General features: G+C 52.3%; 13 protein-coding genes. 6 read left to right on the forward strand and 7 right to left on the reverse strand.

Going from position 1 to position 14,718, the window contains the following annotated elements; genetic code table 11:
• Nucleotides 1-48: 48 nt before the first annotated feature.
• Together KNP92_RS01550 and KNP92_RS01555 are read right to left on the reverse strand one after the other, a co-directional pair.
• Nucleotides 49-1,341 carry a glycoside hydrolase family 32 protein gene (locus KNP92_RS01550; RefSeq protein WP_214835915.1) on the reverse strand — a complete coding sequence of 431 codons (1,293 nt, stop codon included), beginning with the start codon at nucleotides 1,339-1,341 and terminating at the stop codon, nucleotides 49-51.
• A complete protein-coding gene (locus KNP92_RS01555) occupies nucleotides 1,338-3,668 on the reverse strand; it encodes a glycoside hydrolase family 65 protein (protein WP_214840161.1) in 2,331 nt (776 codons plus the stop codon). The genes KNP92_RS01550 and KNP92_RS01555 overlap by 4 nt, the downstream gene beginning before the upstream one ends.
• 172 nt (nucleotides 3,669-3,840) lie before the next feature.
• Between KNP92_RS01555 and KNP92_RS01560 the strand changes: the two genes are divergently transcribed.
• Nucleotides 3,841-4,551, forward strand: coding sequence for a DUF1189 domain-containing protein (locus KNP92_RS01560; protein ID WP_214835918.1), 711 nt, complete (start codon nucleotides 3,841-3,843; stop codon nucleotides 4,549-4,551).
• Here KNP92_RS01560 and KNP92_RS01565 read toward each other — a convergent pair whose 3' ends face one another.
• The gene (locus KNP92_RS01565) at nucleotides 4,552-5,568 is read right to left on the reverse strand and encodes a LacI family DNA-binding transcriptional regulator (RefSeq protein WP_214835921.1); all 1,017 of its coding nucleotides are present in this window, start codon (nucleotides 5,566-5,568) and stop codon (nucleotides 4,552-4,554) included.
• Nucleotides 5,569-5,793: 225 nt separating this feature from the next.
• Here KNP92_RS01565 and KNP92_RS01570 point away from each other — a divergent pair, with 225 nt between their 5' ends.
• From KNP92_RS01570 to KNP92_RS01590, 5 genes are read left to right on the forward strand one after another with little or no spacing between them, the layout of a single operon-like run.
• Entirely contained in the window at nucleotides 5,794-7,068 is a 1,275-nt protein-coding gene (locus KNP92_RS01570) for an ABC transporter substrate-binding protein (RefSeq protein ID WP_214835924.1), read from the forward strand.
• Nucleotides 7,069-7,124: 56 nt separating this feature from the next.
• Nucleotides 7,125-8,090: a carbohydrate ABC transporter permease gene (locus KNP92_RS01575; protein WP_214835927.1), complete on the forward strand. Its 966-nt coding sequence runs from the start codon at nucleotides 7,125-7,127 to the stop codon at nucleotides 8,088-8,090.
• 13 nt (nucleotides 8,091-8,103) lie between these two features.
• On the forward strand, nucleotides 8,104-8,928 hold the full coding sequence (locus KNP92_RS01580; protein WP_034807278.1) for a carbohydrate ABC transporter permease: 825 nt from the start codon (nucleotides 8,104-8,106) through the stop codon (nucleotides 8,926-8,928).
• Between the two features lie 11 nt (nucleotides 8,929-8,939).
• Entirely contained in the window at nucleotides 8,940-9,590 is a 651-nt protein-coding gene (gene pgmB, locus KNP92_RS01585) for a beta-phosphoglucomutase (RefSeq protein ID WP_214835930.1), read from the forward strand.
• Between the two features lie 54 nt (nucleotides 9,591-9,644).
• Nucleotides 9,645-11,258 (forward strand): glycoside hydrolase family 13 protein, encoded by a 1,614-nt coding sequence (locus KNP92_RS01590; RefSeq protein ID WP_214835934.1) that lies wholly within the window; start codon nucleotides 9,645-9,647, stop codon nucleotides 11,256-11,258.
• 54 nt (nucleotides 11,259-11,312) lie between these two features.
• On the opposite strand, the gene KNP92_RS01595 is transcribed toward KNP92_RS01590, so the two are convergent.
• The 4 genes from KNP92_RS01595 to KNP92_RS01610 are packed head-to-tail and all read right to left on the reverse strand — an operon-like array spanning nucleotide 11,313 to nucleotide 14,520.
• Complete coding sequence (locus KNP92_RS01595; protein ID WP_214840336.1) at nucleotides 11,313-11,459, reverse strand: hypothetical protein; 147 nt, start codon at nucleotides 11,457-11,459, stop codon at nucleotides 11,313-11,315.
• Between the two features lie 18 nt (nucleotides 11,460-11,477).
• Nucleotides 11,478-12,308, reverse strand: coding sequence for a carbohydrate ABC transporter permease (locus tag KNP92_RS01600; protein ID WP_214835937.1), 831 nt, complete (start codon nucleotides 12,306-12,308; stop codon nucleotides 11,478-11,480).
• The gene (locus KNP92_RS01605; RefSeq protein ID WP_260564071.1) at nucleotides 12,305-13,207 is read right to left on the reverse strand and encodes a carbohydrate ABC transporter permease; all 903 of its coding nucleotides are present in this window, start codon (nucleotides 13,205-13,207) and stop codon (nucleotides 12,305-12,307) included. Before KNP92_RS01605 ends, KNP92_RS01600 begins: the two co-directional genes overlap by 4 nt.
• Nucleotides 13,204-14,520 carry an ABC transporter substrate-binding protein gene (locus KNP92_RS01610; RefSeq protein WP_214835939.1) on the reverse strand — a complete coding sequence of 439 codons (1,317 nt, stop codon included), beginning with the start codon at nucleotides 14,518-14,520 and terminating at the stop codon, nucleotides 13,204-13,206. Before KNP92_RS01610 ends, KNP92_RS01605 begins: the two co-directional genes overlap by 4 nt.
• Nucleotides 14,521-14,718 lie beyond the last annotated feature (198 nt).

Consider the following 14,718-nt stretch of genomic DNA (forward strand, 5'->3'; position numbering starts at 1 on the left):
TACGAAAACAAGTGCCTCATCCCATGGATGACGCACTTGTTTTTCGGTTCACGTAGCGGTCGCGAGCCGATAGAGTGTGAGATTTTTAACATCACCTGAAATCGAGTGATGAGCCTGTTGAGCCAGGTAGACGCGGCTCGAAAATACATACTCTCCGTCGTTGACGAACACTTCGATGGACGAGGCGTCGATGAAGATACGGAATGTGCGTCCGTCCGCTTGAATGCGGCGGATTTCGCCGTCTCGGTTCAACTCGACCATGTTTCCTCGTCTCGAGAACGTAGCGGTGCCCCCGAAACAATCGAGTGTGAAGTCGCCGTCTGCACGGAACGTCAATTCGAGCGCATCCCCTTCGAACGTTGGATCTTGAAGTACCTCACGCGTTTGCCGTAACGTCTTCACTTCTTCAATGGGTGTCATATACAAACGGCCGTCGCGAAGCGACAACTCGCGCGGAAGTGTCATCTGATTCGTCCACCCCTCGGCTTGCTCGGGCCAATCCCGTTCCCACATCGCGTTCCACGCAAGTAAGATTCGACGTCCTTGGTCGTCTAAAAACGTCTGGGCCGCGTAAAAATCATGCCCGTAATCGAGCTCGGTGAAGGCACCGTGCGTATAGACGGGCGTTCCGACATCGAGTTTGCCGACGAAGTATCCGCACTGATGCAAGTTGTGATAACGGTCACCGTTTGGCTCCATGCCCTGGGGCGAGAGGAGCAAGACATCATCGCCATCTAAGTGGAACAAATCTGGGCATTCCCACATCCAACCGTGCTCACCTGTCTCTCCGGCAATCACGCCGCGCTCGGTCCAGTGAATGGCGTCGTCTGAGTCATACAAGACGACTTTTCCGTCCGTCGCGTCACGCGTGCCGAGAACCATGTAGTGCCGACCGTTCGTTGTCCACACTTTCGGGTCGCGGACATGAGCGTTCCCACCTTTTGGCTCATTGGAAATGAGAGGATTGGCAGGATGCTTCGTGAACGTCACCCCATCTGTTGAGATCGCGAGGCATTGGACTTGCTTTAACGCTTCCCGTTTCTCGTCGAGCCAGACGTTCCCGGTGTAATACACGTGCAAGACGTCATCCACAATGAGCGCACTGCCAGAGAACACCCCGTCCCGGTCGTACGTCTTTCCGGGACGGAGGGCGATCGGTTTATGTTCCCAGTGAATCAAGTCACGCGACGTGGCGTGTCCCCAATGCATATCGTCCCATTCGACACCGAACGGATGGTACTGGTAGAACAGATGATACGTCCCGTCGAATTGGCATAGCCCGTTCGGGTCGTTCATCCAACCGAACGGAGGAGCGAAATGGAAGTGAGGCCGGTACGTCATACCGTCAACACGTCACTTGTGAACGTATCTGTGATGACGCGTGTTTCTCCGTATACTTCCACTTGGAGTGGTTTCTCTGACGCAACGCGGCGGGTAATCGTCACATGTTGCTGCGTAGCGTGGACGTCGAGTGTCTCGCCTTGCCAGTCGATTGAGAAGGTGAGGGACGTCCATGCTTTTGGAAGCATCGGGGAGATTCGGAGCTTCCCGCCGGTCATCCGCACACCACCGAACCCGTTGACGACCGCTTGCCAAATCCCGCCGAGCGAGGCGGCATGAATGCCCGCATCAGACGTCTTCATGTTCGGACCGAGGTCGATTTCAGACGCGCGCCGGAATAAGTCGTACGCAAGCTCTTGGTCGCCGAGGTCGGAAGCGAGCACGCTGTGCGTCGACAGCGAGAGCGACGAGTCGTGGAGTGTCTTCGGCTCATAGTATTCCCAGTTCGCGCGCTTCACGTCAGCCGTGAACAAGTCTTCGAGGAGATACATCAAAATCATGACGTCCGCTTGTTTCGACACTTGAATCTCATTCACTTGCTCGAGGTTATAGTCGAGGAACATCGAACCGACGTTTTCTTGATTCTTATATTTCGTCAAATCGATGATCTGTTTGTCGAGGTACGTATCATCTTGCGGCAAGACACCGTCCTCGCGCACTTGCGGCAAGTAAATCAAATTAAGGACGTGATGGAAACGTTCCTCGGCCGTCTCGAGGTCAAGTTTTTCGTTCAAACGTTCGAACAGTTCAGGTTTCTCGGCACGAAGGAGGTCGACGTACTCGATTGCTTTTTGGATGTTCCAATGGGCCGTATAGTTCGTGAACGCATTGTTGTCGACATGCTCTTTATACTCATCCGGTCCGACGACTTCATTGATGTCGTAACGGCCGGCTGCTTCATTCCACTCTAAGCGGCTCGCCCAGAACTTGGCCGTGTCAATCAACAACTCGTAACCGTACTGGTCCATGAAGTCTTGATCACCGGTCACTTGGTAGTATTGCCACGTGGCGAACGCGATGTCGGACGTGATGTGTTGCTCGATAAAGCCGGACCAAATCTTCGTCGCCTCGCCGGTTACGATATCGGCCGCACCCCATATCGGCGTCACTTCACCGTCATCGAGCCAAGCCGACTCCCAAGGGAACATCGCACCTTCGTAGCCGTTCTCTTTCGCTTTTCGATGCGCCCCGGAGAGCGACTGATAACGATACTCGAGGAGACTGCGGGCGATTTTCGGGTTCGTGTACGTATAGTACGGCAAGATGAAGATTTCCGTGTCCCAGAACGTATGGCCCTTATAGCCTTCGCCAGACAATCCTTTCGCCCCGATGTTCATCCGGTTGTCGTGTTTTGGTGTCATGACGGCCATATGATATTGCGCGAAACGAATCGCGAGCTGATCGAACATTTCTGTCGATTCGATTTGAATCGGCACGTGTGACCAGACGAGTTTGTCCCAGGCAGCGATATGCTCTTTTAGAAGACGATCGTAGCCGAGCGCCTCGACATCTTTTGTAACGTTGAGCGCGTGCGAGGCAAGATCACTTGTCTCGACATCGCGGTCACGTGACGTGAACACCGTCGAATACTTCTCGATTGTCAGCGTCTCGCCGGCCGACACCGTGATGTCCGCATAGTCGAAGAAGATTTTCCGGCGGTCCATCTTGATGACCGACTTCGGTTCGACCGTCTCGGCCGTGGCGAAGCGATGGACACTATGGAAGACGAAGTCGATGCCGGACTCGGTCGTCGTTTGTAGCTGTTGCATAAAGCGACCATCATAGAGCCGTTTGTCGCCTTCAAGGAAATGCTGAACACCGCTATTTGTCATCTGCCCGTTGATGCCAGACGTGAGAGCGAGCGTCGTTCTTTGTTTCGGCGTGATGGTCACGCGCTGGGCGATGACGTGTAGGTTTGCCATCGAAACGAACCGTGAGAAGACGAGGTCGTACATGTCACCGTTCGGGCTCTCCCACGTCACTTCTCGCGTCAACTCGGCGTGTTTGACGTTGAGCGTGCGGCGATACGAATGGATCGTTCCTTGCGTCAAGTCAAAACGGACACCGTTCAGTTTGAATTCCATCCATAAAAGGTCGGCCGCATTCGGAAGCTCGGTCACTTCGTTGTCCGCAAATTTATTGAACGTCCCTGCGACGAACAAATTTCGCGTTTCATTCGCATAGTGCTCTTCTGTCACGGAACGAAGTCCCATGTAGCCGTTCCCGAGCGAGAAGACTGCCTCGCCTTTCCCGAGCCATTCTGGACGGAAACCGTCCTCCGCCACGAGCCAATGCTGTAAGTCCCCAGTACCTGTCGTATAGTTCATTAGTGTCTTCGCCACATTGTAACCTCCTGTATAATAAAGCGCTTTCTTGATTCGACCCCATTCTATCCGAAACGTTTCGGACAATCAAGCCGTATTTTTATGAACTTCTCTTTTGTTTGATTCGGAATCGTGATTAAATGGGGGTAGAAACGTTTTAGAAAAGAGGTTTGGCATGGAGCAAATGATCGCAAGTCTGGGATTTCAATTCAAAAAAGTGCAACAGTTTCGAGGACAGTCGATTTGGAAGTCAATCTTTTATGTCGTGGTAGCCGTCTTGTTGGCCAACGCTATCGTGTATGGTGTGAAATGGTTGAATCAGCCGACGTTTGACGAGGCGTTGCCGTCATTTCAAGTGACGGAACAAGGCTTGACGTACGAAGAACCGTTTACGTTCGACATGCCGGTGCTCGATCTTGTGGTCATGGTCGGGGAAGAGCGTTCGACGAACGCGAAACAGACGCTTTTACTTGAAGAAGACGGATGGGTATTCAAGCGGAGCGGCATCACGACGGAGCTGAACGGGTACGAGACGTTGCTAAATTTTGTGAATAAAGAACAACTGACTGAAGCGGACGTTCGCGATGTTGGGTCAGACTTAAATTGGTTTTATCCGCTCTACATTTACGGCGCGGTCCTACTAGACTTGCTCGTTCATATCGTGCTGATCACGTTACTGGCAGTGGCGGGTTTAAGCTTCCGGCGCTTTGTACCAATCCGTTTTAAAGAAGCATGGACGATCACGGCGTACGGCATCACGGCGCCGCTCGTCGTGCGAACGGTCATCACGCTCTTGCCAATCACAGTGCAAATGCTCCCTGTTCTCTACTGGGCGACGGTCGGCATCTTTGCTTTCATGACGATACGAAAAATCGGCGATGACTAATCATCGCCGATTTTTTGTGACCGATTCTCTAAGAATCAGCTGATTGTTCACGAACGCTTCGTGCGGTACATCTTTCCCGTCGACGATGTCGACGACCATCGCGGCCGCTTTCCGGCCCATCTCATAAGGGCGTTGTCCGACCGTTGTGAGCGTCGGGGACACGTATTGTGACAACAAGATATTGTCAAACCCGACAATCGACAAGTCTTCCGGAACGTTCAATCCGAGCTCGCGCGTCGCTTGGAGGACACCGAGCGCCATCACGTCCGAGGCGCAGAAAATCGCCGTCACTTCAGGGTGGTTCAGTAAGAACGGGAGGGCGACGTCTTTTGCCGCAGTCTCCTCGAAATCTCCGTTCAACACGTATGCATCGTTCGCGTCAATGTCGTTTTCTTGCATGACTTGACGGTAGGCGTCGTAGCGCACGGTTGATACATAAGCATGAGGTGCCCCATTCATGAAGGCGATGTGCCGATGACCGAGTCGGATCAAGTAGCGGACCGCTTGTTTGGCACTATCGAGCTGGTTCGACGTCACATATCCTGTGTTTTCCCCTTCGACTGGGATGTCGACAAGTACGCAAGGGACTTTGCTTTCAATCGCTTCGAGCAAATATGGATCGTCTCGTTTCAGTCCCTGGATGACGACGCCATCGAGTTGGCGCTCGGCGCACATTTGGCCGTACGTCTTATTTTTTTGTTTCGACGTCGTTGTCGATAGGAGGACGAACTCGTAATCGAGTTCGGACAGTTCGTCGGATACGCCGCATAGCGTTTCGAACATAAAGTTATCTTTCACGCTCTCGCGTTTTAAGTCCGTGACGAGAAAACCAATCGTCTTCGACTGTTTTTTGACGAGGCTGCGCGCTAAAATGTTCGGGCTATATCCAAGTTCTTTCGCGACGCTCATGATTTTGTCGCGTGTTTCTTTGTTCACGTCGTCGTATCCGTTCAATGCGCGGGAGACGGTCGTGATCGAAAAGCCGGAGGCGCGGGAGACGTCTTTTAGTGTGGCCATAGTCATGACTCCTTTATGAAAACGTTATGAACCTTTATGGGATTTGATGTCATTAAGCTCATTTTAGACCGAGAAGGAATAGACTGTAAATAGTGATGTATCAACATCTATTCGCCAAAACAAAAAAATGCTTGCTTTCCGAAACGTTTCGGGTATAAAATCGAGTTGTGAGTTGAAAGCGGTTACTTTTCTATTTTGCTATTATCCCTAAGGAGGAAATCACGCATGAATAAAAAACGCATCTCTTTATCTGTCTTAATGGTATCGAGTCTCGTGTTCGCGGCGGCTTGTGGCGGAAACGACGAAGCACAGGTCGCGTCGGACCCGGCCGAGCTCGAAGGAAAAGAAATTACAGTCGGGACATGGAAAGGGACGGACGCCGAAGTCAGAGCGTTTGATGAACTGCTCGCAGCCTTTACTGAAGAGACTGGCATTAAAGTGAAAAAGAAAGTATACAACGACTACCAGACACAGCTCCAAACGGATCTCGTCGGTGGAACGGCGCCTGACGTCTTTTATGTGGATGCGTTCCTCGCGCCAGAGCTGTCGAAGCAAGGCGTGCTTGAACCGCTCGACCAATACATCGAGCAAACAGACAAAGATCTCGGCGACTTTTATGAACCGGCGATTGACGCCTTTAAGTCAGACGATCAGTTATTTGGATTGCCGAAAGACTACTCGACGCTCGGACTTTACTATAACAAGCAAATGATTGAAGAGGCGGGCTTCACGGCGGATGATATTCCGACGGAGATGGAAGAACTTCCAGCGTTCCTCGCTGAGCTGCAAGGGGAACTCCCGTCAGGCGTCGTTCCGGCCATCACGACGTCTGAACTCGCACGTCACATGTTCGTCTTACAGTCAGGCGGTACGGACGTCGTTGACGGAGACGGAAAGGCTGTTCTTTCACAACCAGACCAACTCGCGGCGCTTCAACCGCTCGTTGATGCCTATCAGGATAAACTCGTCCAACGTCCGGCTGACCTCGGGCAAGGTTGGGCTGGAGACTCGTTCGGTGCCGAGCGCGCGGCCATCATGATTGAAGGCAACTGGGCCATCTCGCACATCGAACAAAACTTCCCAGATGTCGAAATGGGAACGAAAGAAGTTCCGACAATCGGGGGTGACAGCGGATCGATGATGTTCACCGTCTCGTACTCGCTCAATAGCGACTCGAAAGAAAAACCTGCAGGCTGGGAGTTCATTAACTACGCGACATCACAAGACGGGATGAAGATTTGGTCTGAAGGTGCCGGCGTCCTTCCATCTCTCAAATCGATTGCAGAAGAGTTGAACCTCCAAGATGACGAATTGAAAGCACCGTTCGTCGCGGCAGGCGCGTATGCGACACCGTGGCAAAAAGGAGACTCGCTCTCCATCGTCGCACGTGAATACAACAACTTGTTGCCGGCAGCTCTTACGGGCGACATGACGCTCGAAGAGGCGATGAAACGTGCCGAAGATGCGGCGAACAAAGATATTGAGACGCAGTTACAGTAAGGTGAAGGGCTCGCGTGACACCGCGAGCCTACTTTTGTTCGGAAAGGAAGGGTCCTATGGGCACACAACTCGAGATTAACCGTCGCACGGACGCGGCCGCACAAGCCCCGAGTCCGAAAAACGGAAAAGGGAGCGAACGAAATCGTCGGGAGGCCCTGCAAGGCGTCACGTTCATGTTGCCGACACTCATTCTATTGTTCACGTTCACATTGCTTCCGATCTTCTATTCGCTCTTTTTGTCGTTCACACGTGTCAACTTGTTCGGGGGCATCGACTTTCAATGGGTCGGCTTCACAAACTACGTGAACGCCTGGAACGATGACCGGGTATGGGCGGCACTGAACAATACGTTCCGCTACGCGCTCTTCGTCGTCCCGATTCAGACGGCGGTCGCGCTCCTTATGGCAGCTGTCCTCAACTCGGGCATCCGGTTCCAAAACACGTTCCGGACGATTTACTTCTTGCCGACGCTCACGTCGAGTTCGGCGCTCACGATGATTTTCATGTTCCTCTTCAGTTTGAACGGACCGATCAACAACTTGCTCGTCAACATAGGTCTGCTGGAGGCGCCGGTCAACTTCATCAACGAGACCGATTTCGCGCTCGCGACGATTATGGTCATGAACATCTGGTCGACCGTGCCGTTCTTTATGACGATTTACTTGGCGGGACTCCAAGACATCCCACACTCGCTCTATGAGGCGGCGTCCTTGGACGGGGCGAACGCCTGGCAGAAGCTCATGAAAATTACCGTGCCGAACTTAACGCCGGTGACGAACTACGTTCTCTTGATGGGCATCATCGGATGTTTCCAATTGTTCGACCAAGCGTATATCATCTCGGGCGGAACAGGTGGTCCGAACAATGCGACGCTCACGTTCTCGCTCATTATCTACCAATACGCGTTCCAGACGATCGGGACGATGGGATACGCCTCGGCGCTCGCCATCATTTTGACGCTCATCATCTTCACCGTGTCGATGATTGCCCGTCGCTTGAACAAGGAAGAGTCGAACTACTAAGGAGGAATGGACTATGAAAAAAAGAAAATGGCCGCGCGTCTTGCTCTATGTCATTCTCGTGTCATACGCGCTCATCACGCTGTACCCATTCCTTTGGGCAGTGCTCGCCTCGTTCAAGCCGTATAGCGAGATTGTCGCTGGGGGGCTGACGCTTTGGCCGGAAAATCCAACGCTTGCCAACTACCAACACATCTTCACGAACGATCCGTTATTCCCACGCTGGATTATGAACTCGTTCTTCATCGCGACGGTCGGGACGATTGTGAACGTCATCTTCAACACGATGGCGGGATATTCGCTTGCGCGCCTCCGTTTCCCGGGGCGGAACTACTTGTTCCTGTTGATTCTCGCCGTCATGATGGTACCGGGACAAATCTTGCTCATCCCGAACTACTTGATTATGCGCTCGCTCGGGATTTTGGATACGTACGCGGCGCTCATCGTACCCGGAGCGATCAACTTCGCCTACATCTTCTTGATGCGTCAGTTCTTCATCAACTTCCCGCGTGAAGTCGAAGAAGCCGCGCAAGTCGACGGGCTCAACCGATTCCAGACGTTTTGGCGCATCGTTTTCCCGATGGCGAAAGCCTCTGTCGCGACGCAAGCCGTCTTCGTCTTCCTCGGTTTTTGGAATGAATTTTTAAAACCGCTTCTCTATATCACGTCGCCAGAGAAGTACACGCTCACGCTCGGGCTCCAGTCGTTCCAAAGTCAAAATGCAACGCAATGGAACTACATCATGGCGGCCTCGGTCGTCAGTATCATCCCAATCATCATCTTGTATATCTTGCTGAATAAGTACTTCATGCAAGGGTTACGTATCGGTGGGGACAAATAAGGAGAGATCATATGAAAGCTTTTATCTTTGACTTAGACGGTGTCATCACGGACAGCGCGGAATATCACTACTTGGCCTGGAAAGCACTCGGAGAAGAGCTCGATATCCCGTTCGACCGCGAGTTCAACGAGACGCTCAAAGGGGTAAGCCGTACCGAGTCGCTCGAACGCATTCTTCGTCTCGGCGGCCGTGAGCACGATTTTTCAGTGGAAGAGAAGGAACAACTCGCCACGAAGAAGAATGAACACTATGTGTCGCTCATTTCGAACATCACCCATGCGGACATTTTACCTGGGGTTGAAGCGTTCCTAAGTGAAATCATACAAGCCGGCTATAAAGTGGGCATGGCGTCCGCTTCAAAGAACGCCCATATGGTGACGCGTCAGCTCGGTCTCCTCGACCAGTTTGACCATATTGTCGATGCGGCGACCGTCGCCGAGTCGAAACCACATCCAGAAGTATTCTTAAAGGCGGCTGAGGCGCTTGGCGTCGAGCCAAAAGATTGTATCGGCGTCGAGGATGCGGTGGCGGGAGTCGAAGCGATTCATGCGGCCGGCATGTACGCCGTCGGCATCGGTGACCCGGCGGTGTTGACGGAAGCGGACGTCGTGTTCACAGACACGACGGGGCTCACGCTCGACAACATCTTGACACGGATTTGAAAAACGAAGCCTCGAGTGGTCGCTCGAGGCCTTTCTTATGAAGGAGGAAACGAGATGAACCGAACATGGTGGAAAGAAGCGGTCGTCTATCAAGTATATTGGCGGAGCTTTCTCGATACGAACGGGGACGGATATGGGGATTTGGAAGGGGTGCGACAAAAGCTTCCGTATATCAAGGAACTCGGAGCGGACGTCGTCTGGTTGAACCCGTTCTACGTCTCGCCGGACCGGGACAACGGCTATGACATCGCCGACTATTATCGCGTCATGGAGAAGGCGGGGACGATGGAAGACTTCGAACGGTTGCTCGATGAAGCCCACGCGATCGGCCTGAAAGTCATCCTCGACCTCGTCGTCAACCATACGTCAGACGAACACCCGTGGTTTTTAGAGGCGAAGGCATCGAAAGACGCACCGAAGCGCGACTATTATATTTGGCACGACCCTGTGGACGGCGGGGCGCCGAACAATTGGCGCTCCTACTTCGCCCCGTCGTGTTGGGAGCTTGATTCGCAGAGTGGGCAATACTACTATCACTCGTTCGCGGTCGAGCAACCCGATTTGAACTGGGAAAATGAGGCGCTGCGCCGAGAGATTTATCGCATGATGCGGTTTTGGCTCGACAAAGGCATCGACGGATTCCGCATGGACGTCATCAACCTGCTCGCTAAGCGGAAAGACTTATCGGATGTGGCCAATCCATACGATCTCAGCTATTTAGCGAACAATCCGGGGATTCACGACTATCTTCAAGAGATGCACGAGGAAGTGCTCCAGCACTATGACTGCATGACGGTCGGGGAAATTCCGTTCGTGACGCCGGCGGAAGGACTGTTGTATGTCGATGAGGCACGCCGCGAGCTCGACACGTTGTTCCACTTCCAAATCGCCGACGAGATGCCGACGTGGGACATGCTCCGCTTTAAAGCGATTCAGCGCGATTGGTATGAAGGCTTGAACGGACGGGGATGGAACTCACAATTCTTGAACAACCACGATCACACGCGCCAAGTGACCCGGTACGGCAATGACAAGGAACATCGCGTCGCTTCGGCGAAGTTGCTCGCGACACTCACGCATACGCTCCCCGGCATGCCGTACATTTATCAAGGGGAAGAAATTGGCATGACCGGCGTGACGTTCGACTCGATTGACGACTATCAAGACATCGCCATGCGAAACCGGTACACCGAAGAAGTGGGGAATGGGCGTGACCCGAAAGCGGTGCTCGCGAGTCTGCAGCTACTCAGCCGCGACAACTCCCGCACACCGATGCAGTGGACAGACGAGCCGCAAGCAGGCTTTACGACGGGAGTGCCGTGGATGACGGTCAACCCAAATTACCATGAATTGAACGTGGCCACCGACCTCGAGCGGGACGATTCGGTTTTCCGCTACTACCAACAATTGATTCAGTTGCGGAAGTCGCATGACGCGCTCATTTACGGTACGTTTGAAGACTTGTTGCCAGAGGATGAATTCTTGCACGCCTACGTCCGCGAACTTGACGGTATGCGCTTTACGATTGTCTTAAACCATTCGGATGAACCGCGTGACATTCCGATCGATGTGGAAGGGGGCACGCTCGTGCTGCAGAACGTAAAGAACGACGAGACGCGATTGTTTCCACATGAAGCGCGCATTTACATGAAAAAGACCGCCCGTTAAGCGGTCTTTGAGATGAAGAACCACATCGTGTAAGCGATGCGGTTCTTTTTTACGTCAGGCTTTCTTTTTCGTCCCTTGGAAGGCGAAGAACATCGCAATCCCGACACCGAGGCCGAGCCACCAGTTATTAAATAACAGGCCAAAGATGACAATGAAGGCGATGGCGACGGGTAAGGCTAAAAATCCACGTTGTCGTTTCATCTCAATCATCCTTTCTACTTACCCTTTCCCACCGCTCGACAAATCCATTCCTTCGATAAAGTACTTCTGGAAGATGAAGAAGAGGACGATGACGGGCAAGAGCACGATCAGCGACCCGGCCATCAATAGATTCCACTGCGTGTTCGCCTCACTCTTGAACACTTGAAGTCCAAGTTGGAGCGTATACTTCGTCTCGTCGTTCAAATATAAGAGCGGTCCAAGAAAGTCGTTCCAAGCCCCGTTGAACGAGAAGATGGCGACGGTCGCAAGGATGGGTTTGGATAACGGAAGCATAATGTGCCACCAAATGTAGAAATGGCTAGCCCCGTCCATTCGTGCCGCTTCAATCAGTTCGTTCGGGATGCGTAAATAGAACTGGCGGAGCAAAAAGATAAAGAACGCACTACCGAAAAACGCCGGCACGATGAGTGGCAAATACGTATTCAACCAACCGAGCCGAGAGAACAAGATATATTGGGGTACGAGCGTGACGAAGCCGGGAATCATCATCGTCGACAGCAAAATGACGAACCATACATTGCGTCCCGGAAATTGAATTTTCGCGAAACCATAGGCAACAAATGCGTTCACGAGCACGTTGCCGATGACGACGAGAAGTGTGATGAACAATGTATTCACTAAATAAAGCGTGAATGGGGCGGCTTGCCACGTTTTTAAATAGTTGCTGAACTGCCAGTCGTCCGGGAAGAACGTCGGAGGAAACTGGAGGATTTCCGCCATCGGTTTCAACGACGTCGAGATCATCCACCAGAGCGGCAATAAAATTAGGACGCTGCCGAGGCAGAGCAACAGAAACACGACTAAGTTACTTCCGCGTAACGATTTCATCGGCGATCCCCCTCATAATACACCCATTTTTTCGCGAATTTGAAATTGAAAAGCGTCAGCAAGAGGACGATCACGAACAAGAACCACGTCATCGACATCGCATACCCCATGTTATACACCTCAAACGCCTGATTCCAAATGCGCAAATTGTAGAACAAGAGCGAGTTGACCGGCCCGCCGTTCCCACCTTCACTCATGACGTACGCTTCCGAGAAGATTTGGAATGCACCGATTGTGCTCGTGATTAAATCAAAAAAGACGACCGGTGTGATGAGCGGGAACGTGATGTAGCGGAAGCGGTGCCACCAATTCGCTCCTTCGAGTGCCCCGACCTCATATAGCGTCTTCGGTACACTCTGGAGCGAGGCGAGATAAAACAGCATGCTTCCACCGACCGACCACATCTTCATTAAAATGAGGGCCGGCTTTGTCCAGTTCGGGTCGGCGAGCCACGCGGGACCGTCGATGCCGATAAATCCGAGCATCGTGTTCACGAGACCGGATGACGGGGATAACATCTGCATCCATAATAAGTAGACGCCGACGCCAGACAAGACGGCCGGCAAATAGAAAATGGTGCGGAACACGCGCTGGCCCGGGATGCCTTTATTGAGTAAGAGGGCCAAAATCATCGCCCCGACCGTCGTGAGCGGCACGCTCCAAATGACAAAAAAGAACGTGTTATAAAGTGAGACCCAAAACAGGTCATCTTTTGTGAACATCGTCGTATAGTTGACGATGCCGATGAAATTCATCCGGGACGTCATATCATAGTCGGTGAAACTCGCCGCGAGCGAAAACAGCATCGGACCCGCCGTTAAGACGGCGAATCCGATGAGCCAGGGCATAATGAAGAGATAGCCTTGCCAAGTGTCGGCACGGCGGAGCGGGTTCTTCACTGTGCTCCCTCCTTGGCAGCTTTTACTTTTTGTTCGGCTGCTTGGAGTGCTTGTTCAGGTGTTTTCTTTCCGAGCGTCGCTTGCTCGAGTTCCGGGCTCACGAGGCTGACCAAATCAGGCACCTCGACCGGGACAGGGGTCAAAAGAGTGTTTTCCATGGCCGTGAGTGCCACTTCATACACTTCCTTCTCTTTGTCCTCGAGTTGATCGGCTACCGCGCGACCTGCTTCTTGGTTCGCGACTTGGTCGAAGTTTTTCTCCGCCCAATACATTTGCGCTTCTTTGCCGGCCATGTACTCGATAAATGTTGCGGCTTCTTTCGGGTGTTTCGCCCCTTTCGGGATTTCGAGGGCGAAGCCGCCGCTCCAGCTGTAATGTCCGCTACCTTCTTCTCGTTCTGGGAGCGGGACGACCCCGTAGTCAAGGTGGTCACCATAGTCTCGGATTTGCGTGTAGAACGTGGCGACATCGACGTACATCGCCACTTTTTCAGACAAGAACGGGTTCGCTTGTTGCTCACCGAACTCGGCTTTGAACGCATCGATTTCTTTGCGGCCCATCTTGTCTGTGAATTCGTTGATCCACTCTAACGCTTCGCGGTCTTCTGGCGTGTTAATCGTGACCTCGCCATCTTTCGTGATGTAGTTCCGTCCGTCGGCATTGATGAGCCAGACGTCGGTCCCGACACCGAAGAGGGGATAGAAGCCGACTTTTTCAAATGTATTGCCTTGTTTGACCGTGATCTTCTCGCTCATCTCGGTCAAATCGGCCCACGTTTGTGGCGGCTCGGTGTACCCGGCCTCTTCTAACATTTTCTTGTTGTAAAACAAGAGACGTGTGTCCATCGTGAACGGCACCGCATACGTTTCGTTCTCATATTGCACGGCGTCCCACGCCTCCGGGTGCATGACCCCTTGTAACGCGTTCACATCGACCAAGTTATTTAGCGGTTCGACTTGTTGCTTTTGCCCGCGTAGCTTGATGGCGTTAATATCCCCGACGACGACGTCCGGAATCGCGTTTTGATTTTTCGAAGCGACAGCAGCGAGTTCTTTCGTCCAAATGTCACCGAACGGGATAAACGTATGTTTCACGAAAATCTCGTCTTGCGATTCGTTGAAGTCTGAAATCATCTGTTCAATAATCGGGCGTCTCGTTTCAGACCCCCAAAATGACCAAAAGTCGAGCGTCACTTTCTCATCCGAGTTCGCAGTGTTAGAGGCCTGCTCTTGCCCACCTTGCATCCACCAGACGAGGCCGCCAAGCGCAGCAATCAACAAGACAACGAGTCCAATGCCGACTCCTCTTTTCATAGTAAAACCCCTTCCTTGATTGAATTGGTTGACGATATGTATGTAGTGCGTATGAAAATCACTGTGATGACTCCTTTCATATTTATATAAGTAAAAGCACACGTGATAGTGATGTTCCTCTTTTGTAGCGAGAAGAAACCGTTTTCTTTTAAATAAAGAAAAAACCTTCGCTCATCATTTTTTGATGGACGAAGGTCA

This window comes from Exiguobacterium sp. s122, from assembly GCF_018618475.1.
Classification (GTDB): Bacteria; Bacillota; Bacilli; order Exiguobacteriales; family Exiguobacteriaceae; genus Exiguobacterium; species Exiguobacterium himgiriensis.

Coding starts and splice junctions, on each gene's coding strand:
- KNP92_RS01550 (WP_214835915.1), bottom strand. CDS start 1,341: ATGACGTACCGGCCTCACTTCCATTTCGCTCCTCCGTTCGGTTGGATG.
- KNP92_RS01555 (WP_214840161.1), bottom strand. CDS start 3,668: ATGAACTATACGACAGGTACTGGGGACTTACAGCATTGGCTCGTGGCG.
- KNP92_RS01560 (WP_214835918.1), top strand. CDS start 3,841: ATGGAGCAAATGATCGCAAGTCTGGGATTTCAATTCAAAAAAGTGCAA.
- KNP92_RS01565 (WP_214835921.1), bottom strand. CDS start 5,568: ATGGCCACACTAAAAGACGTCTCCCGCGCCTCCGGCTTTTCGATCACG.
- KNP92_RS01570 (WP_214835924.1), top strand. CDS start 5,794: ATGAATAAAAAACGCATCTCTTTATCTGTCTTAATGGTATCGAGTCTC.
- KNP92_RS01575 (WP_214835927.1), top strand. CDS start 7,125: ATGGGCACACAACTCGAGATTAACCGTCGCACGGACGCGGCCGCACAA.
- KNP92_RS01580 (WP_034807278.1), top strand. CDS start 8,104: ATGAAAAAAAGAAAATGGCCGCGCGTCTTGCTCTATGTCATTCTCGTG.
- pgmB (WP_214835930.1), top strand. CDS start 8,940: ATGAAAGCTTTTATCTTTGACTTAGACGGTGTCATCACGGACAGCGCG.
- KNP92_RS01590 (WP_214835934.1), top strand. CDS start 9,645: ATGAACCGAACATGGTGGAAAGAAGCGGTCGTCTATCAAGTATATTGG.
- KNP92_RS01595 (WP_214840336.1), bottom strand. CDS start 11,459: ATGAAACGACAACGTGGATTTTTAGCCTTACCCGTCGCCATCGCCTTC.
- KNP92_RS01600 (WP_214835937.1), bottom strand. CDS start 12,308: ATGAAATCGTTACGCGGAAGTAACTTAGTCGTGTTTCTGTTGCTCTGC.
- KNP92_RS01610 (WP_214835939.1), bottom strand. CDS start 14,520: ATGAAAAGAGGAGTCGGCATTGGACTCGTTGTCTTGTTGATTGCTGCG.